This window comes from Pantoea sp. JKS000250 (genome assembly GCF_003201065.1).
GTDB classification, from domain to species: Bacteria; Pseudomonadota; Gammaproteobacteria; order Enterobacterales; family Enterobacteriaceae; genus Pantoea; species Pantoea vagans.
The window spans coordinates 3501306-3519888 of the sequence record NZ_QICZ01000001.1 but is presented as its reverse complement, the minus strand read 5'-3'; the positions used below and the strand labels follow the sequence as shown (position 1 = coordinate 3519888).

Below are 18583 nucleotides of genomic sequence, written 5' to 3'. Positions count from 1 at the left end.
TACACTGTGCCTCAAAGTATGTATATGTATATACAACCACATCCGATGAGGATCAACCATGGCGACTTTTTTTGCCCCGCGCGCACTGCTGGCGGAGGGCTGGCAGCAGCAGGTACGTATTACGGTCAATCAGGCCGGTTTTATCGACTCCATTTCCCCGGACAGCCTCGCCGATCAGGCTATCCGCCTCAACGGCGAGGTGATCCCGGCCATCGCCAACCTGCACTCGCACGCCTTCCAGCGTGCGATGGCGGGTCTGGCGGAAGTGGCGGGCGATCCACAGGACAGCTTCTGGACCTGGCGGGACCTGATGTACCGCATGGTGCAGCGCCTGACGCCAGAGCAGGTGGGTGATATTGCCGCCCTGCTCTACATCGAGATGCTGAAAGGCGGCTACACCCAGGTAGCAGAGTTTCACTATCTCCATCACGATCTCAGCGGCGCGCCCTACAGCGATGACGCGATGCTGCAACAGCTGATTGAAGCAGCGGAGATTGCCGGCATCGGCCAGACAATGTTGCCGGTGCTCTACAGCTACAGTGGCTTTGGCAGCCAGCCTGCGGCGGCGGGTCAGAAACGTTTTATCCAGCAGACCGAACACTACCTGCAACAGCAGGCGCGGCTGGATGCGTGGCAGCAGCGGCGGCCCCTGCTGAACCGTGGCCTCTGTTTCCATTCGCTGCGGGCAGTAAGCGAAAGCCAGATGCACGAGGTGCTGGCGGCCAGCGATCCGGCGCTGCCGGTGCATATTCATGTGGCTGAACAGCAGAAAGAGGTCAATGACTCGCTGGCGTGGAGCGGCGAGCGTCCGGTAGCCTGGCTGCTGAACCGCTTTGCGGTGGATGCACGCTGGTGCCTGATCCACGCCACCCATCTGGATGAAGATGAACTGTCGCGTCTCGCGCGAAGTGGCGCGGTAGCGGGTCTCTGTCCGACCACCGAAGCCAACCTCGGCGACGGCATCTTTCCGGCAGTGGAGTATATCGCGCAGGGCGGACGCTGGGGCATCGGCACCGACAGTCACGTCTCGCTGAGCGCCCAGGAGGAGCTGCGCTGGCTGGAGTATGCGCAGCGGCTGCGTGACCAGCGTCGCAACCGGATTACCCTGCCCGGCCAGCCCTCGGTAGGCGATTTGCTGTGGCAGCAGGCCGCGGCGGGTGGCGCCCAGGCGTGCGGCATTCAGCAGGGCGCGCTGGCGGTGGGACAACGTGCCGACTGGCTGGTGCTGCGCGATGATGCATGGCTCGGCAGCGTGGATTCACATGCGGTGCTGAACCGCTGGCTGTTTGCCGGACAGCGCGATCAGATTCGGGACGTTTATGTGGCGGGTAAGGCCGTGGTTGAAGATGGGGTGCATCCGCAGCAGGCGGCGTGTGCTGCACGCTTTGCTCAGGCGATGGCGGCGCTGCGATGATCGCCCGGTTCAGGTACGACGATCTGGCGGTCAGCCGCTGGCGCAACGGCGGCGGCGAAACCCGCGAAATCATCAGCTTCCCGCCCGGCGCGGAGCATTTCGGCTGGCGCGCCAGCATTGCGACCCTGGCGCAGGATGGTCCCTTTTCCGCCTTTCCGGACATCGATCGGGTGATTACCCTGCTGCATGGCGATCCGGTGTTGTTAACCGCGCCCGGCGTGCAGCACCTTTTAACCCCGCACAAGCCGTGGGCGTTTGCCGGAGAACTTGCCTTAACAGCGCAACTGCAGGGTAGCGTCAGCGGAGATTTTAATATCATGACCCGACGCGGTGAATGGCAGGCTACGGTGGAGGTGGCTACCGCGCCGGTCAGTAGTCTGCACGGCGTCGCCTGGGTGCTGGCGGGGGCGTGGCAGACCGCTGACGGGGAAAGGCTGACCGCGCAACAGGGCGCGTGGTGGGTCGATGAGGAAACACAACTCAGCCCGTGCGGGTCGGATGCCCGGCTGCTGTTTACCCGGCTTAACCGTGTCCCCTGAAGCGGCCCAGCAGTTTGTAACGTGAGCCGGGATAGAGCAGTCGCGCATAGGTGACGATTTTTGTGTCGCTCCAGGTCTGACGGCGAATCAGCAGGCAGGGTTCGTGTTCATCCAGCGACAGATGTTTACGCTGACGCGCATCGGGCAGCACCGCTTCAACAATGTGCTCGCCTGCCGTCAGCGGCGCGACCCGCATCAGATAGGTATAGGGCGTCATCTGCTGATAATCCTGCGTCAGGTAGTCGGGCGCGACCAGCGGATTGACCAGACGATCCTCAAGCTGCACCGGCAGATCATTTTCGTAATGCACAATCAGCGAATGATAGAGCGTCTGTCCGGTGGTAAGCCCCAGCACGGCGGCCTGCTCAGGATCGGCTTTGTCCTGACCGATGGCGAGAATTTTACAGCTGTGCTGATGACCGCGCTGAGCGATCTCATCGGCGATGTTATGCACCTCCAGCATAGCGGTATAGCCTTTCATCTCCGCCACGAAGGTGCCGACGCCCTGCATCCGCACCAGAAAACCTTCGCTGGTCAGTTCGCGCAGCGCCCGGTTAATGGTCATGCGGCTGACGCCCAGCTCATTCACCAGTTCACTTTCTGATGGCACACGCTGATTCGCTTTCCACAACCCTTCACGGATCTGGCTGACGATGGCCTGCTTCACCCGCTGATAAATCGGGGCGGGTTCATCGCTCATTGCCGCCGCCAGTTGTGCCAGTGCCGTATGCTCGACCATTTGCTGTTCCTTATGCTGAAAGTCCCTTAAGTTTACTGTCTCACTGCGTGAATGTATATACATCCAGTAGCGCGCGCCGTGCCCCACTGGTGCAGTCTGCGCATCCTGATGGTGCACTCGCTCCGTCGCGTTTAACCCGCGACCCGCGCCAGGTGGACATTCGATTTTTGTGATCGGTCTGGCACGGCACTTGCTTAGTCTGTTTGATTGTATAGACAAGCATAGACAAGAATTAACGCTTATGTTTCACTCGCATTATTCCGCTGGTTCAGGGCATGGAAAGCAGCTTAGCCTTGCCAGCACACTTGTATAGACAGGAGTAGACTATGTCAGGTTCGTTTCAGGCATTGCGCCTGGTGCCCGGCGAGGTGGACCTCGCCACATTACGCGCTATCTATCAGGGTAACGTCACGCTGAGTCTTGACAACAGTGCGCGTCAGGCGATTGCGGCGGCGCAGCAGACCGTGGAGACGATTGTCGCCTCCGGCAACGTGGTGTATGGCATTAATACCGGCTTTGGCAAGCTGGCACAGACGCAAATCCCGGCCAGCCGGCTGGCGGATCTGCAGCGCAATCTGGTGCTGTCACACAGCGTCGGGCTGGGCGATCTGCTGCCCGACAATGTCACCCGCCTGGTGGTCGCCACCAAAATCATCAGCCTGGCGCGCGGTCACTCTGGCGTGCGTATCGAACTGGTTGAGGCGCTGCTGGCGCTGTTCAACGCGGGCGTAATGCCCTGCATTCCGGAAAAAGGTTCGGTCGGCGCCTCTGGCGATCTGGCACCGCTGGCGCACATGTCGCTGATGCTACTGGGCGAAGGTCAGGTACGGGTCAATGGCACGCTAATCCCGGCAACCGAGGGACTGGCAAGCGTTGGCCTGTCGCCGTTTGTGCTCGGTCCGAAAGAGGGCCTGGCGCTGCTCAACGGCACTCAGGTTTCGACTGCGCTGGCGCTGCGCGGCCTGTTTGAAGGTGAGAACCTGTTTGCCGCCGGTCTGATGGCCGGTGCGCTGTCGCTGGAAGCGATCAAAGGCTCGCTGAAACCGTTCGATGCCCGCATCCACAAGGCGCGCGGCCAGCAGGGCCAGATTGCCGTCGCGGCAGCCGTCAGCACCCTGATTGAGGGCAGTGAAATTCTGCAGTCGCATACCCATTGCGGCCGCGTTCAGGACCCCTACTCCATCCGCTGCGTGCCCCAGGTAATGGGCGCCTGCCTGGATAACGTCAGCCACGCGGCGCGAATTCTGGAAATCGAAGCGAACGCCGCCTCGGACAACCCGCTGGTGTTCAGCGACAGCGGCGATGTGATCTCCGGCGGCAACTTCCACGCTGAGCCGGTGGCTTTTGCCGCTGACATCCTGGCACTGGCAATTGCCGAAGTGGGTGCCATCTCGGAACGGCGACTGGCGCTGCTGCTGGACAGCGGATTATCCGGTCTGCCGCCCTTCCTGGTGCGTGACGGCGGCGTAAACTCCGGCTTTATGATCGCCCAGGTCACCGCCGCCGCGCTGGCTTCTGAGAACAAATCGCTGGCCCATCCGGGCAGCGTCGACAGTCTGCCGACCTCAGCGAATCAGGAAGACCACGTCTCCATGGCGACTTACGCCGCCCGCCGTCTCGGCAGCATGTGCTTTAACAGCGCCGCCGTAGTGGGCATCGAGGCGATGGCTGCGGCGCAGGGCATCGAATTTAACCGGCCACTCAAAAGCTCCACGCTGATTGAGCAGGCCATCGACACCATTCGCGAGCAGGTCGCCTTCCTTGAGGAAGATCGTCTGCTGGCACCCGATATCGAGGCAATGCGTCAGTGGGCAAGTCGCACTGACTGGCCTCAGGCATTGACCGCGCTGCTGCCGAGCATGCGCCCAACTTCTTGAATTAAGGAATCCTTCATGAGCGAAACTCTTTCTCAGGCTGTGGCACGTGAGATTCGTGCACCACACGGTACTACGCTGCACTGCGCCAACTGGCTGATTGAAGCGGCTTACCGCATGATTCAGAACAACCTCGATCCCGATGTCGCCGAACGTCCGGAAGATCTGGTGGTATACGGCGGCATCGGTAAGGCAGCACGCAACTGGGAATGCTTCGAGCAGATCCTGCGTTCGCTGCGGGCGCTGCAGCCGGATGAGACGCTGCTGATTCAGAGCGGCAAGCCGGTCGGCATCTTCCGCACCCACGCAGATGCGCCGCGCGTGCTGCTGGCAAACTCCAACCTGGTGCCGCACTGGGCGACCTGGGATCACTTCCATGAGCTGGATAAAGCGGGCCTGATGATGTACGGCCAGATGACCGCCGGTTCCTGGATTTATATTGGTGCGCAGGGCATCGTGCAGGGCACCTATGAAACCTTCGTGGAAGCGGGCCGTCAGCATTATAACAATGACCTCAGCGGCCGCTGGATCCTCACCGCCGGGCTGGGCGGCATGGGCGGCGCACAACCGCTGGCGGGTGTACTGGCCGGGGCCTGTGTGCTGGCGATTGAGTGCCAGGAGTCACGCATCGATTTCCGTCTGCGTACCCGCTACGTCGACTACAAAGCCACCACGCTGGACGAAGCGCTGGCGTTAATCAGCGAAGCCACCGCCGCCAAAAAAGCGATTTCGGTCGGCCTTCTGGGCAATGCCGCTGAGATCCTGCCGGAGCTGGTGAAACGCGCCCAGGCGGGCGGGCCGAAGCCGGACATCGTGACCGACCAGACATCGGCGCACGACCCGATTAATGGCTATCTGCCGATTGGCTGGGATCTGGCGCGCTGGCAGCAGGAGCGCGTCTCACAGCCGAAGGCGGTAGAAAAAGCGGCGCGCGCCTCAATGGCGGTTCATGTCCAGGCGATGCTCGACTTCTGTCATATGGGCATCCCGACCGTAGATTACGGCAACAACATTCGTCAGGTGGCGCTGGACGAGGGTGTCAGCAACGCGTTCGATTTCCCTGGCTTTGTGCCAGCCTATATCCGTCCGCTGTTCTGCGAAGGCAAAGGCCCGTTCCGCTGGGTCGCGCTTTCCGGCGATCCGGAAGATATCTACAAGACCGACGCCAAACTCAAAGAGCTGTTCCCGCACCACAAAACGCTGCATCGCTGGCTGGATATGGCGCAGGAACGCATCGCCTTCCAGGGCCTGCCTGCCCGTATCTGCTGGCTGGGACTGGGTGAACGGCATCTTGCCGGTCTGGCGTTCAACGAAATGGTCCGCAACGGCGAGCTGAAAGCGCCGGTCGTGATTGGCCGCGACCATCTCGACTGCGGCTCGGTCGCCTCTCCTAACCGTGAGACCGAAGCGATGAAAGATGGCTCGGATGCGGTCTCTGACTGGCCGCTGCTCAACGCCCTGCTGAATACCGCTGGCGGCGCAACCTGGGTCAGCCTGCATCATGGCGGCGGTGTCGGCATGGGCTTCTCACAGCACTCCGGTGTGGTGATTGTCTGTGACGGCAGCAAAGAAGCTGATGCGCGTCTGGGTCGCGTATTGTGGAACGACCCGGCCACCGGTGTGATGCGTCATGCCGACGCTGGTTATGAGCTGGCACAGCAGTGCGCGGCTGAACATGGCCTGAACCTGCCTATGCAGAAGTAATCCTTTGACCGGGGCGAGCAGCAGCTTGCCCCGTTTTCCCCCGCTATTCCATTCTTACCCTCTGGCATAAACATCACTTCCTTATTACTTATTCCATTTTGATTTAGCCTATAGCCAGATTTAGTCCTGACGGCGATAGACGCCGCATCACCCGACCACTAAAGTGAAATCTTCTCATTCTGTATGGAGCGCGACTCTGCATGACCCTTTCCCCTGCCCTGCTTGAAGATGCCCTGCGCTGGCGTCGTGAGTTTCATCGCCACCCCGAATTAGGTTACCAGGAACAGCAAACCAGCCAGTTTATTGCGGAAGAGTTAGCGCGGGCGGGATTGCAGGTGTTCCGTGGCCTGGCGGGCACCGGCGTCATCGGCACACTGGAAAATGGTCCCGGCCCGGTTATCGGGCTGCGTGCAGATATGGATGCGCTGCCGATTACGGAAAAAGGTGATGCCGAGTGGCGTTCTGCGACGCCAGGCGTGATGCATGCCTGTGGACACGACGGCCACAGCGCTATTCTGCTGGCTGCCGCCCGCCAGCTGGCCGCCACACGTCAGTTCAGCGGCACGGTGCATTTCATCTTTCAGCCTGCCGAAGAGAATCTGGGCGGGGCACGTAAAATGGTGGAAGAGGGGCTGTTCCAGCGTTTTCCGATGGATGCGATCTACGCCATGCACAACTGGCCGGGACTGCCGCTTGGCTCACTGGCGGTCAACCCTGGCGCGATGATGGCGTCGCTGGATTCGTTTGAAATTACGCTGCACGGCAAAAGCTGCCACGCGGCGATGCCGGAAAGCGGTGCCGACCCGATGGTGGTGGCGGCCGAGCTGATTCTGGCGCTGCAGACCATTCCGTCCCGCCGGCTCTCGCCGCTGGCGTCAGCCGTGGTCAGCGTGACGCAGATTCACGGTGGTGAAGCGATTAACGTCATCCCGGAGCAGATTGTCTTACGCGGCACGGTGCGCTGCCTGCAGACCAGCGTGCGCGAAAAAGTGCGCGGGCTGATTGATGAGTTTGTCGGAACCCTGCCGCGTCCGTTTGGCGTGAGCGGTGAGATTGAGTGGCTGCCGGGCTATCCGGTCACCGCCAACCATGTGGCACCGGCTGAGCAGGTGCGCGAGGTGGCGCTCTCAACACTGGGTGCTGAACAGGTTCACTGGCAGGTTAATCCGTCAATGGCGTCAGAAGATTTTGCCTGCATGATGGAAGCCTGTCCCGGCGCTTACTTCTGGCTGGGCGTAGACGGCGAAGCGCCCTCTGCGCCGCTGCACAACGCCCGCTATGACTTCAACGACGCGCTGCTGCCGATTGGCATCCGTTTCTGGCAGAACCTGGTTGAAAAGGCGCTGCCGGTAGCCTGAGTCAGTACCCGGCGGCGAGGATCTGCTGCTCTGCCGCTGCCAGCGAGTCGCACTGGCCGCTGGCGCGCAGACAGCAGGCAAGCTGCAGTCGAAGTGACGCAGGCACCGGGCGCTGCTGATTCAGTACCTCTTCAATCCAGCGCGCTGTGACTTCTGCCGTCTTGTCTGCTGGCAGTTCTACCGCCACTTCCGGCTGACGCTCAATCCACACTTCCGCTTCCGCGCCTGCACCCTGAATCATACTGATCGCCGGGCAGCGCTGGGGATTGGCATAGACCTCCCCCTCGGTGCCATTGAGCAGTATCGCAGGCGCATCGATGTCGCTGAAGAATTTCGCCACACGCGGTACATATTCAGGATGCGAGACGCTCGACAGCCGCAGCGCTGCCCGCTCCGCAAACGGCGTAGCCAGTTTTGCCAGCGTGTGGGCGCTGTTACGCACGCCCATCCGCCAGCGCAGCGACAGCTGTTTCGCCATTGGCGGGCAGAGATGATCGATGGTGATAAATGCCAGGCCCTGATCGAGTTTTGCCTGCGCCGCCTCTGCGGTGGTGACGGGGGCAATACCCAGCGCGGCAAACACCGCTTCACTGGTGATGCGTGTTGCGTCGTCGCTGACGCCGTGTACCAGCACCGGGAAGCCAAGTTTCACCAGCAGCAGCGCCAGCAACGGCGTCAGATTGCCCTGCCGGCGTGCGCCGTTGTAGCTGGGGATCACCACCGGCATCGGGCGGTTTTCCGGCGCACGCAGCTGCATCATCTGCGCCTGCATCGCCTGATAAAAGCCGCGCATTTCGGCTTCACCTTCGCCTTTAATACGCAGCGCAATGAGAATAGCGCCCAGCTCCAGATCCGGCACTTCGCCCGCCAGCATCGCGCCATAGAGCGCCACGGCAGTGTCAAAGTCGATATCGCGGGCATGATTTTTACCGCGACCCACCTCTTTAATGATTTTATTCAGTTCCATCACTCGCTTCCGGTTAAGTGCGCGGCTCAGCGCCGCGTGGGACGGCGTTTACGCACGGTGTGCTTTGGCACCACGGTGGCCGGTATCGCTGCCGGCTCTGGCGTTTCCGGCTGCTCAATCGGGAAGATCGGCAGTGCGGCTAACAACCGGCTGCCATAGGCTTTGCTCAGCAGACGGCGGTCGTAAATCACGATTTCGCCATAACACTGATGGCTGCGAATCAGGCGTCCGACCTGTTGAATCAGGGTAAATGAGGCGCTGGGCAAACTCTGCACCTCAAACGGATAGCGCTTCAGGCTTTTCAGCCATTCGCCTTCGGTCAAAATTACCGGACTGTCCACCGGGGGAAAAGCGATTTTGTGGATATGCACCTGACTCAGCAAATCACCTTTGAGATCCAGCCCCTCAGCAAAGGACTGCAGGCCAATCAGAATGCTGGTGTTACCTTGGGTAACGCGCTGACGGTGCAGATCCACCAGGCGGCTGCGCGGCTGATCGCCCTGCACCAGCATTGAGAGCCGCAGATCGGGCAGACAGGCGACAAACTGCTGCATCGCCCGGTTGCTGGCAAACAGCACCAGTACGCCCTTATGCTTCTTCTCCGCCATCTGCTGACGGAAGAAACCGGCCATCTCAGCGATGTGCTCCGCTTCGTGCGTCATCAGCGGCTCAAAGCGCATCTGCGGGATCACCAGCTTGCCCTGCTCCACATGGTTAAACGGTGAGTCGAGCGCCACAAAGCGGTCGCCCGCTTTTTCGCTAAGCCCCGACATCTCCTGCAGGCGATTGAAGCTGTTGAGCGATCGCAGCGTGGCGGAGGTGACTACGACATGCGGAATTTTGCGCCACAGCATCTTCTCCAGCTGGTCGCTGACGCGGATGCCGGCGCAGTGAAACAGCAGATGCGCCTGGCCTTCGCGCAGCTCGCGGGTAATCCACTTCGATACCGGCGCGCCAGAGGCTTTTTCCATCGCCGCCAGCCGCCAGAGCTTGCTTACCGATTCGAACCAGCCAAACTGCCGGTTGAGCTGCAGCAGGTTGCGATGCAGCCGCACCATATCGACCTTGCCGGTCTGCTCACTGAGCGCATTAATCAGGCCTTCGCTCAGTCCCCGCAGGGCATCGCTAAGTTTAAACAGCCGGGCGCAGAGATCCAGCAGCTCCTGTGGCAGCGCGCCCAGCACAAAGCGAAATTCGCCCGGCTGGTTATTGGGCGGCAGCAACGGATTCAGCGCCTGCGCGGTAATAGTCAGCAGTTCGCGCAGCTCATCGCAGTGCGCCTTCAGCCGTTCCGGATTCGCCAGCGGCGGCGGCGATTTTGGCCGCGTCTGCGTCATGATGCTCTCGACCAGCTTGATAAACAGGTCGAGCTGCAGGCTGCTCCAGCCCGGCGTGATGTCGGCGCTCATCTCCAGCGCATCGCGGGCCACTTCCGGCAGATGATGTCCTTCATCCAGTACCAGCATCAGGTTTTTAGCGGGTGGCAGCACCGACTCATTCTCCATCGCCGCCATCACCAGCGCATGGTTCGCCACCACCACATCCACCTGCTCGATTTCGCGCCGCGCCACAAAGAACGGACATTCACGATACCAGTGGCAGTGCGAACCCAGACAACTCGCTTTATCAGTAGAGAGTCGCTGCCACAGGCTGTCGCTGACGTTCTCCTCGCTGTGATCGCGCAGACCATCCCACTGGTAGCGATCCAGCGATTTCTGTAAGCGGCCACACTGCGTCTGTTCTTCTTTGGTGCTGCTGACGGCGTCATCGTCCAGATAAAGCAGCAGATCGCCCTGCTGATCGTCATCGGCCGCCATCGCCGCCAGATTGCGCGGACAGACATAGCGCCCGCGACCAAAGGCGGCGGTAAAAGTGAGATCGGGGATGATTTTCTTCAGCAGCGGCAGATCTTTGGTGAAGATTTGATCCTGCAGCGCCACGTTGGCGGTGCTGATCACCAGCTGCTTTTCCTGAGCGCGGCTGGCTGCGATGCCCGGAATCAGATAAGAGAGGGTTTTTCCCACGCCGGTCGGCGCTTCGACCGCCAGATGACGCGCGTCGTCACCCGCCAGGCATTTCGCTACTTCAGCGATCATCTGGCGCTGCGGCGCACGCGGAATAAAATCAGGCACCTGCTGCTGAAGCGCTTTATACCACTGCGCTATCTGGCTTTTTACTGCGGCTGTCAGGGCCATTATTTGCGTTACCACACCGAAAAAATGGCCTGTATTTTTACACAGTATCCTGGCGACGTCAGCTTTCGCGCCGAATTTTTCGTGCCGTGTCGTAAATTTCAGCGATTGTCCGACGGCGGTGTTTTACGCCAGAACTTTGTACATATAGGTGGTGGCATCCAGCACGCCTGCGATGGATTCGGCATAACAGGGAATCGACCCCGCTACCTGCCAGCCCAGCGAGCGATAGAGGTCGCTCGCGATATCGCCGCTGCGTGTATCCAGCACCAGCAGGGTTTTGCCCTGCGCGCGTGCTCGCCGCTCCGCACGCTGCATCAGTTCACGGGCGATACCCTGACGGCGCGCCTGCGGATGCACCAGCAGTTTACTGATCTCTGCGCGGTGGCGGCCATTAGGCATGCCGCTACGGCTGAGGATGACCGTGGCCACGATGCGACCGTGCTGACGCGCGACGATAAGTTCGCTGTCGCCACTGGTGATGCTGGCGATCCGCTGCTGCCAGAATCGCACCATCACCTCACTATCTTCGGGATCAATAAAGCCGACGCTGGCACCGTCTGCCACGCAGCCCTGCAAAACGTCGGTCAGTTCGCCCAGCAGCTGTTGCGCCTGGGTCGCGCTGAGCGTTGCGTAATCCGTCATGGTTTCGCCACCACCAGTAAGTAACGCGCGCCGTCAGTCAGGTGCGCCTCAAAAGCCGATTTTCCGATCAGATGAAACCGCAGGCAGTCGCCGGGCTGTAGCGTCCACGCCTGAGACCCCATCGTGACGGTGAGACCACCCTCGCGCAGCCAGATATGCTGCTCCAGCCCCTGAATGGGTGGCGCATCATAATCGATACGCGCACCAGGCCGTAACTTGCCCTCTACGAGTTCGCATCTAAAATGAAGGGCAGGTGGTGAAATATTCCGGCGGACAAAGCCGCTGGCGTCATCCTGCCACACCGGCTGTTGCTCATTTCTGACCAGCAGCCTGGACTCTTCTTCTACTTCACTGAGCAGACGCGACATCGTTAAGCCGTATGCGACACACAGACGATTAAGCAATGCAGCCGTGGGACTGGTCTCGCTTCGCTCAATGCGCGATAATGTCGCGCGGCTGATGCCGGTAGCGACAGACAATTCATCAAGAGACCAGCCGCGTTGCAGGCGTAATTCCGCCAGCCGCACCGCCAGTCGTTGCTCCGTATTCAGCTCCGTCATGGTTTTTTCTCATTTTTGGGAATAATTCTCTTTATTGAGATATAGCCTGGAAAAGCCGTATCAGTCAAGTTGTACATTGAGAAATGTATTGTACAACTTAGTTTGCTTCGTTATGGTAATCGCACTCAGACCAATCGAAAGAGGAATTTATGACCTTATACAGTATCGGTGACGTCGCCGAGCGCTGTGGCATAAACCCAGTCACCCTGCGCGCCTGGCAGCGTCGTTATGGCTTACTGAAGCCGCAACGTACCGAAGGCGGACATCGTCAGTTTGACGAAGAGGATGTGCAGCGCATCGAAGAGATTATGCGCTGGATTGAAAGTGGCGTGCCGGTCGGTAAAGTGAAGGCACTGCTGGAAGGTGGCGATGTTGATGCACACGATGGCTGGACTACCCTGCAGGATGAGCTGATTAGCGTACTGCGCCACGTCAGACCTGCTAAACTTCGTAATAAAATTGCCGCGATTGGTCGCGAACATCCGATTGATGCGCTGATTGATCACGTTTTCATGCCGGTGCGCCAGAAGCTGAGTCTGGATCAGAACACGGCTCGCACCATGTGCAGTCTGCTTGATGGTCTGCTGATCGACTATGTTGCATTCTGCCTGACCGCCAGTCGCAAAAAATCGGGTAAAGATGCGCTGATTATTGGCTGGGGCATCGACGATCGGACACGTATCTGGCTGGAAGGCTGGCGTCTGTCGCAGCATGGCTGGCGGATTGATGTACTGGCAGAACCGCTGGATGTTCCTCGTCCTGAACTCTTTCCCGGCATGAATATGTTTGTCTTTACCGGTAAAAAACTGACCCGTCGTCAGCAGGAGCAGCTGACACACTGGCAGGAACAGGGCTATGGCGTGCGGTTACACGAACCCGCCTGATAACAAAAACGCACGCCGGGCACTTTGCCTCCTGCCTTGCGCGCGCTATTATCCCCGCCTCACTGTTAACAAGCTCAGGTTTCACCTATGAATGTCAAAAAAGCCTTTTTCGCCACGCTGTTTTTCATTATGGCTCTCGGCGGCACCAGCGGTCTGATGCTGGTGGGATACTCTCTTATTGTTCACTCACGTTAAGCCAGCGCTGCAGGCGTTCAAACAGGCGATCGCTCACTATTGCCAGCAGCGCCACCAGTAGTGCTCCCTGAATTACATAAGCTGTATTAAACCCGCTCAGGCCTATAATCACCGGCGATCCCAGACTTTTCGCGCCCACCGTCGAGGCGATAGCCGCGGTGCCGATGTTAATGATTACCGACGTGCGTATCCCGGCGATGATCACCGGTGCAGCCAGCGCCAGTTCAATCTGCCACAACCGCTGCCAGCTACTCATGCCGACCCCGATGGCAATCTCCCGGCTGCTGGCGGGTACGCTATCAATGCCCGCCAGCGTACCCTGTAAAATCGGCAGTAATCCGTACAGCAGCAGCGCCACCACCGCCGGCCACGCGCCAAAGCCCATCACCGGCACCGCAATCGCCAGTACCGCCACCGGCGGAATAGTCTGCCCCGCTGCCACGATAGTTTCCATCAGCGGCCGGAAAGCGCGCCCCGCTCGCCGGGTCACCAGCACACCGCTGCCAATGCCGATAACGATAGCCAGCAGGCTGGCGGTGGTCACCAGAAACAGATGCGCCAGCGTCAGCTGCCAGAAGCTCTCCTGCTGATAGAGTGGCCGCGCCAGTTCGGGAAACCAGCGGTGAAACAGCGGCCCGCTGTAAGGCATCAGGGTCAGCAGCGCGCCATAGAACAGCACCAGCCACAGCAGCGGATCCCTTAGCCTGCGCATGTTACCCCCTCGCGCAATTGCAGCAGGTCGCCAAAGTGGAGCACGCCCAGCGGCTGCTGCCGATCGTCAACGACCGGCAGTTTATCAGTGCGCCGGGCGATAAACTGCGATAGCGCATCCCGCAGCGTCAGTGCGGCAGCGATCGGTTCGCCTGCAAACCATTCTCCACGCCGTACCGCATTTCCGACCTGTTCCAGCGACAGCAGCCGGACGCCCATCTCGCTGCGGCCAAAGAAGTCGCGCACAAAGTCATTTTTTGGCTGGGTCAGCAGCTCTGCCGGCCTGCCCTGCTGGACAATTTCACCGTTATCCATCAGCACGATGCGATCTGCCAGCGTCAGCGCTTCGTCGATGTCATGCGTCACCAGCACGATGGTGCGGCCCGACAGCCGATGAATACGCAGCATCTCCTGCTGCAGCACGCCGCGCGTCACCGGATCGAGTGCGCCGAACGGCTCATCCATCAGCAGCACTTCCGGGTCAGCCGCCAGCGCCCGCGCCACGCCCACCCGCTGCTGCTGCCCACCGGAGAGCTGATGCGGATAGCGATTCAGCAGTTGCGCGTCAAGGTTCAGCAGCGCCAGCAGCGCCGCGATGCGTTCATCGATCTGCGCTCTGGACCAGCTCAGCAGGACCGGCACCGTGGCGATATTCTTCCGCACCGTCCAGTGCGGAAACAGGCCAATCGACTGAATGGCATAGCCCATGCGTCGGCGTAGTGTGCGGGCATCAAGCTGACGAATCGACTCACCGGCGAAGCGGATCTCACCGCTATCAAACTCCACCAGCCGGTTGATCATCTTCAGCGTGGTCGATTTGCCGGAGCCAGAGGTGCCGAGCAGTACGCAGAATTCCCCTTTTGCCACCTGCAGCGACAGATCTTTTACCGCCGCTTTGCCGTTAAAGGCGCGGGAAACGCCATCAAGTTCAATCATCTTTTCTCTCCAGCAGTGAGATCAGCAGGCGGAACAGCGCATCAATGACGACCGCCAGCGCAATCACCGGGATAACGCCCAGCAACACCAAATCCAGCGCACTGCTTAACAACCCCTGGAAAATAATCGCACCAAAGCCGCCCGCGCCAATCAGCGCCGCCACTACCGCCATGCCCAGCGTCTGCACCACGACGACACGCAGGCCCGCGAGCCAGACCGGCAGCGCCAGCGGCACATCCACCGCGATAAACTGCTGCCAGCTGCTCATGCCCGTGCCGCGCGCACTTTCGCGCACCTCCTGCGGCACCTGTTGCAGCCCCACTACCACGCTGCGCACCAGCGGCAACAGTGCATAAAGCACCAGGGCGATCAGCGCCGGGGCCATACCAATGCCGCTGATACCCCAGTCACCGAGCCACGGAAAATGCTGAGCCAGACCGGCCAGCGGCGCAATCAGCAGACCAAACAGCGCCACTGACGGCACCGTCTGAATCACATTCAGTACACCGAAGACGCTTCCCTGCCAGCCGGGCCGCCGGAACAGCATGACGCCCAGCGGCAGCGCAATCATTAACGCAGGCAAGACCGTACCGGCCAGTAGCGTAAGATGACGGCTCAGCGCCGCATCAAACACCGCATGACGGTTGGCATACTCTTTCAGCAGGGAGAGATCGGCGAGCTGGCCACTGAACAGCAGCAACAGCGGCAGGAGCCAGACCTGCAGATTAAGCAGCAGCTGTGCCAGCCGATGCGGGGTCAGCTGTCGCACCTGATCGGTGATCAGCAGCAGGATCAGCGCACCGCTGCACCACAGGCCGCTGGCAAAGCTGGTGCGCGCCAGACGGCTGCCCTGCTGACTCAGCAACGTCGCCTGATGACCGCTGAGCCAGATGAGCGCCGCCAGCATCAGCTCCGCCGCCAGCAGCGCCACCATCAGCGTGACGCGCCCGGGCTGACGCCACAGCAGCAGCCACAGCATCACCAGCGGCAGCAGCAACAGCCCGAAGCGGTTTATCTGCCAGCCCATCAGAGGTTCACCCGCCACCAGACGATTCGGGGCGAAGTTAAGAAACGGCAAGGTCACCAGCGCCAGGCTCAGCAGCGTCAGCAGCAGCAATGCCACCGGCTGCTGAGCCGGACGGCGTATCGCGTCCCGCGATATCTGCATCGGTTACAGCAGCTTTTTCTGCTGCAGCCACTCGGTCGCTACGCTGCTGGCGTCCTGGCCGTCGACCGCAATTTTGGCGTTGAGCTGTTGCAGCGTTTTTTCATCAAGCGCGCTGAAGACTGGCTTCAGCCAGTCGGCAATCTGCGGATAGGCTTTAAGTACTGATTCGCGGATCACCGGCGTCGGCGCGTAAATCGGCTGAACACCTTTGGGATCGCTGAGCGTCTGCAGACCCAGTGCCGCCACCGGACCGTCGGTGCCGTAGGCCATCGCCGCGTTGACGCCGGAAGTCTGCTGCGCCGCCGCGCTGATGGTCACAGCAGTATCGCCGCCCGCCAGCGACAGCAGCTGATCCTGCTTGAGGTCAAAGCCGTAGGCTTTTTCAAAGGCCGGTAAAGCATCGCTGCGTTCGATAAATTCGGCTGAGGCGGCCAGTTTGAAGGTGCCGCCCTTTTTCAGAAAGGCGCTGAGATCGGCCAGCGAGGTGAGCTGGTTTTTCTCCACCAGGTCTTTACGCACGGCAATGGTCCAGGTGTTGTTGGCCGGAGCCGGTGTCAGCCACACCAGATGGTTTTTCTCCGCATCCAGCTTCTTCACCTTTTCGTAGCCAGCGGCGGCATTCTTCCAGGCGCTGTCTTTTTCATCATTGAAGAAAAACGCGCCGTTGCCGGTATATTCGGGGTAGATATCAAGCTCGCCCGCCGTGATGGCACCGCGTACCACCTGCGTTGTGCCGAGCTGGATTTTATTGACGGTTTTTACGCCGTGCTTTTCCAGCACCTGAAGGATTACGTTGCCCAGCAGTGATCCTTCAGTATCAATTTTGGAGCCGACCCGCACCGGATCCGCTGCCTGTGCCATCCCCATACTGAGCAGCAACGCGCTGACTCCCACCCAACCCCGAATTCTGACCATGGTCTTTTCCTTATCGTTTTGCATGATGTTTTCGCGTGATGACTCGCAAGGCATGAGACGCCTTAGCGTTGAGGCTGCTCGCCTGCCGCTGAGAGGGAGACTGACAAGGCGTGCAGCGGAAATAATCTGCCTTAAAAGCGTAGCCTGGCGCGGCGGCGATGCAGCTGACTTTATCGCAAATTGATAACGATTTGGGATTAAAAAATTATTATCTATAACCGAAATGAATTTACGTCTGGGCGTCTAAACGGCTATTCTCGAAAATCTGTTTTTATAATAAAAGACGTACAACATCATGTCCGACCTGACCTCTTCCGCCCATGTGGCAACAGCAGGGAGTTCGCCCGGTGGCGAAACACAGTGGATTCGCAGCGCAGCTGACGTCTCCCGTTTAGTGAACAGCGGCGACAGCGCCCGTAACAATGCCCGTATTGTGGTGGCGATTGCACTGGGCGGCGTGTTCCTTGACGCCTACGACCTGGGCGCGCTGGCGTTTGGCATTAAAGACATCACGCGCGAGTTTAGTCTCACTCCGACCGGCACCGGCATGGTCGCCTCGGCCATCACCTTCGGCGCGATCATCGGCGCGCTGATTGGCGGCTATCTCACCGACAAAATTGGCCGTTATCGGGTCTTTATGGCCGATATGTTCTTTTTCGTGGTGGCCGCTATCGCCTGTGCGTTTGCCCCGAATGAGTCTGTGCTGGCTGGCGCGCGCTTTGTGATGGGGCTGGGCGTCGGGATCGATCTGCCGGTGGCGATGGCATTCCTGGCGGAGTTTTCTAAGCTGCGCGGCAAGGGGAATAAAGCCGCCAGCGTCGCGATGTGGTGTCCGACCTGGTACGCGGCAATCAGTATCTCGTATCTGCTGGTGCTGCTGCTTTATGCGGTGTTGCCTGAAAGCCACACCGACTGGCTCTGGCGGCTGATCCTCGGTTTTGGGGCCGTTCCGGCGATTGTTATCATCGCCATCCGCAGCCGTTACATGAGTGAATCGCCGGTATGGGCGGCTAATCAGGGCGATCTGAAAGGGGCCGCCGCGATTTTGCGCAGTGCCTGGAACATCAACGCGCAGGTGGCACCCGACGCCGGGCTGACCGCTGCCACCCCCGTGCGCAAGGCGAGCTGGCGCAACTATGGCGCGCTGCTGCAGGGCGTTTATCGCCGCCGCACGCTGCTGGCGACCATCACCTCTATCGCCTCGTCGTTTGCCTATAATGCGGTGGCGTTTGGTCTGCCGGTGATTATCTCCAGCTTCTTTGCTCAGTCGATGCTCACCACCATTCTGGTGTCACTGGCGCTGAATCTGCTGTTCGCCTTTGTCGGCGGGATTCTGGCGGTGCGACTGGTGCCGCGTCTGGGTGCGTGGAAGATGTCGGTGGCGGGTTATGGCTGTCAGTGCGCGGCGCTGCTGGGTCTGGCGCTGATTGGTCGTCCGGAAGGCGGTCAGGAAGCCGCGCTGGCGATCGGCATGCTGGCGCTGTTCCTGTTTGGTCAGGGCTTCGGGCCGGGGTCTCATACCATGACCTTTGCGTCGCTGAGCTACCCGACTTCGCTGCGCGGCGTGGGCGTCGGCTTCAACCAGACGCTGATGCGCGGCAGTTCGACTGTGTCGCTGTTTCTGTTCCCGGTGCTGGTTGCCGCGCTGGGCACTGGCGTGTTCTGGGTGATCTTCCTGGCCCCGCTGGCCGGACTGCTGGCGCTGCTGGCGATCCGCTGGGAACCATCAGGCTATGATGTGGATGCAGAGGATTTTGAGCTGCCGCGTTAAACAGCGGTCAG

At 60.2% G+C, this 18583-nt stretch carries 16 protein-coding genes; 7 read left to right on the top strand and 9 right to left on the bottom strand.

Annotation, left to right across the window (positions count from 1 at the left end):
- The first annotated feature begins 58 nt into the window (after positions 1–58).
- Positions 59–1414, top strand: coding sequence for a formimidoylglutamate deiminase (locus BY447_RS16670; RefSeq protein ID WP_110331587.1), 1356 nt, complete (start codon positions 59–61; stop codon positions 1412–1414).
- Positions 1411–1953, top strand: a complete 543-nt coding sequence (locus BY447_RS16665; RefSeq protein WP_110331586.1) for a HutD family protein — start codon at positions 1411–1413, stop codon at positions 1951–1953. The genes BY447_RS16670 and BY447_RS16665 overlap by 4 nt, the downstream gene beginning before the upstream one ends.
- Here BY447_RS16665 and hutC read toward each other — a convergent pair.
- On the bottom strand, positions 1937–2692 hold the full coding sequence (gene hutC, locus BY447_RS16660; RefSeq protein ID WP_013357236.1) for a histidine utilization repressor: 756 nt from the start codon (positions 2690–2692) through the stop codon (positions 1937–1939). The genes BY447_RS16665 and hutC overlap by 17 nt on opposite strands.
- 326 nt (positions 2693–3018) lie before the next feature.
- On the opposite strand from hutC, the gene hutH reads away from it, so the two are divergent.
- From hutH to BY447_RS16645, 3 genes are all read left to right on the top strand, one after another.
- Positions 3019–4569, top strand: coding sequence for a histidine ammonia-lyase (gene hutH, locus BY447_RS16655; protein ID WP_110331585.1), 1551 nt, complete (start codon positions 3019–3021; stop codon positions 4567–4569).
- A 15-nt stretch (positions 4570–4584) separates the two neighbouring features.
- Positions 4585–6270 (top strand): urocanate hydratase, encoded by a 1686-nt coding sequence (gene hutU / locus BY447_RS16650; RefSeq protein ID WP_013357234.1) that lies wholly within the window; start codon positions 4585–4587, stop codon positions 6268–6270.
- 200 nt (positions 6271–6470) lie between these two features.
- A complete protein-coding gene (locus tag BY447_RS16645; protein ID WP_110331584.1) occupies positions 6471–7628 on the top strand; it encodes a M20 aminoacylase family protein in 1158 nt (385 codons plus the stop codon).
- 1 nt (position 7629) lies between these two features.
- Here the strand turns inward: BY447_RS16645 and ybiB are convergent, their stop codons facing one another.
- From ybiB to BY447_RS16625, 4 genes are all read right to left on the bottom strand, one after another.
- Positions 7630–8595: a DNA-binding protein YbiB gene (ybiB, locus tag BY447_RS16640; RefSeq protein WP_110331583.1), complete on the bottom strand. Its 966-nt coding sequence runs from the start codon at positions 8593–8595 to the stop codon at positions 7630–7632.
- Positions 8596–8621: 26 nt separating this feature from the next.
- On the bottom strand, positions 8622–10790 hold the full coding sequence (gene dinG, locus BY447_RS16635) for an ATP-dependent DNA helicase DinG (protein WP_110331582.1): 2169 nt from the start codon (positions 10788–10790) through the stop codon (positions 8622–8624).
- Between the two features lie 123 nt (positions 10791–10913).
- Positions 10914–11432 (bottom strand): GNAT family N-acetyltransferase, encoded by a 519-nt coding sequence (locus BY447_RS16630; RefSeq protein WP_110331581.1) that lies wholly within the window; start codon positions 11430–11432, stop codon positions 10914–10916.
- Positions 11429–11992: a helix-turn-helix domain-containing protein gene (locus BY447_RS16625; RefSeq protein ID WP_110331580.1), complete on the bottom strand. Its 564-nt coding sequence runs from the start codon at positions 11990–11992 to the stop codon at positions 11429–11431. Before BY447_RS16625 ends, BY447_RS16630 begins: the two co-directional genes overlap by 4 nt.
- 149 nt (positions 11993–12141) lie before the next feature.
- Between BY447_RS16625 and BY447_RS16620 the strand changes: the two genes are divergently transcribed.
- On the top strand, positions 12142–12876 hold the full coding sequence (locus tag BY447_RS16620; RefSeq protein WP_110331579.1) for a MerR family transcriptional regulator: 735 nt from the start codon (positions 12142–12144) through the stop codon (positions 12874–12876).
- A 175-nt stretch (positions 12877–13051) separates the two neighbouring features.
- Here BY447_RS16620 and BY447_RS16615 read toward each other — a convergent pair whose 3' ends face one another.
- The 4 genes from BY447_RS16615 to BY447_RS16600 are packed head-to-tail and all read right to left on the bottom strand — an operon-like array spanning position 13052 to position 16801.
- On the bottom strand, positions 13052–13783 hold the full coding sequence (locus tag BY447_RS16615) for an ABC transporter permease (RefSeq protein ID WP_110331578.1): 732 nt from the start codon (positions 13781–13783) through the stop codon (positions 13052–13054).
- Positions 13771–14718, bottom strand: a complete 948-nt coding sequence (locus BY447_RS16610; RefSeq protein WP_110331577.1) for an ABC transporter ATP-binding protein — start codon at positions 14716–14718, stop codon at positions 13771–13773. Before BY447_RS16610 ends, BY447_RS16615 begins: the two co-directional genes overlap by 13 nt.
- On the bottom strand, positions 14711–15886 hold the full coding sequence (locus BY447_RS16605; RefSeq protein ID WP_110331576.1) for an ABC transporter permease: 1176 nt from the start codon (positions 15884–15886) through the stop codon (positions 14711–14713). Before BY447_RS16605 ends, BY447_RS16610 begins: the two co-directional genes overlap by 8 nt.
- 3 nt (positions 15887–15889) lie before the next feature.
- Positions 15890–16801, bottom strand: coding sequence for an ABC transporter substrate-binding protein (locus tag BY447_RS16600; RefSeq protein ID WP_095707491.1), 912 nt, complete (start codon positions 16799–16801; stop codon positions 15890–15892).
- Positions 16802–17096: 295 nt separating this feature from the next.
- Here BY447_RS16600 and BY447_RS16595 point away from each other — a divergent pair, with 295 nt between their 5' ends.
- A complete protein-coding gene (locus tag BY447_RS16595) occupies positions 17097–18572 on the top strand; it encodes an MFS transporter (RefSeq protein WP_110331575.1) in 1476 nt (491 codons plus the stop codon).
- Positions 18573–18583: the final 11 nt, after the last annotated feature.

Excerpts from the sequence above, each read along its gene's own strand:
- BY447_RS16600 (WP_095707491.1), bottom strand. The coding sequence starts at position 16,801 with ATGGTCAGAATTCGGGGTTGGGTGGGAGTCAGCGCGTTGCTGCTCAGT.
- BY447_RS16645 (WP_110331584.1), top strand. The coding sequence starts at position 6,471 with ATGACCCTTTCCCCTGCCCTGCTTGAAGATGCCCTGCGCTGGCGTCGT.
- BY447_RS16665 (WP_110331586.1), top strand. The coding sequence starts at position 1,411 with ATGATCGCCCGGTTCAGGTACGACGATCTGGCGGTCAGCCGCTGGCGC.
- BY447_RS16595 (WP_110331575.1), top strand. The coding sequence starts at position 17,097 with ATGTCCGACCTGACCTCTTCCGCCCATGTGGCAACAGCAGGGAGTTCG.
- hutH (WP_110331585.1), top strand. The coding sequence starts at position 3,019 with ATGTCAGGTTCGTTTCAGGCATTGCGCCTGGTGCCCGGCGAGGTGGAC.
- dinG (WP_110331582.1), bottom strand. The coding sequence starts at position 10,790 with ATGGCCCTGACAGCCGCAGTAAAAAGCCAGATAGCGCAGTGGTATAAA.
- BY447_RS16605 (WP_110331576.1), bottom strand. The coding sequence starts at position 15,886 with ATGCAGATATCGCGGGACGCGATACGCCGTCCGGCTCAGCAGCCGGTG.
- BY447_RS16625 (WP_110331580.1), bottom strand. The coding sequence starts at position 11,992 with ATGACGGAGCTGAATACGGAGCAACGACTGGCGGTGCGGCTGGCGGAA.
- BY447_RS16670 (WP_110331587.1), top strand. The coding sequence starts at position 59 with ATGGCGACTTTTTTTGCCCCGCGCGCACTGCTGGCGGAGGGCTGGCAG.
- BY447_RS16620 (WP_110331579.1), top strand. The coding sequence starts at position 12,142 with ATGACCTTATACAGTATCGGTGACGTCGCCGAGCGCTGTGGCATAAAC.
- BY447_RS16610 (WP_110331577.1), bottom strand. The coding sequence starts at position 14,718 with ATGATTGAACTTGATGGCGTTTCCCGCGCCTTTAACGGCAAAGCGGCG.
- hutU (WP_013357234.1), top strand. The coding sequence starts at position 4,585 with ATGAGCGAAACTCTTTCTCAGGCTGTGGCACGTGAGATTCGTGCACCA.
- BY447_RS16615 (WP_110331578.1), bottom strand. The coding sequence starts at position 13,783 with ATGCGCAGGCTAAGGGATCCGCTGCTGTGGCTGGTGCTGTTCTATGGC.
- BY447_RS16630 (WP_110331581.1), bottom strand. The coding sequence starts at position 11,432 with ATGACGGATTACGCAACGCTCAGCGCGACCCAGGCGCAACAGCTGCTG.
- hutC (WP_013357236.1), bottom strand. The coding sequence starts at position 2,692 with ATGGTCGAGCATACGGCACTGGCACAACTGGCGGCGGCAATGAGCGAT.
- ybiB (WP_110331583.1), bottom strand. The coding sequence starts at position 8,595 with ATGGAACTGAATAAAATCATTAAAGAGGTGGGTCGCGGTAAAAATCAT.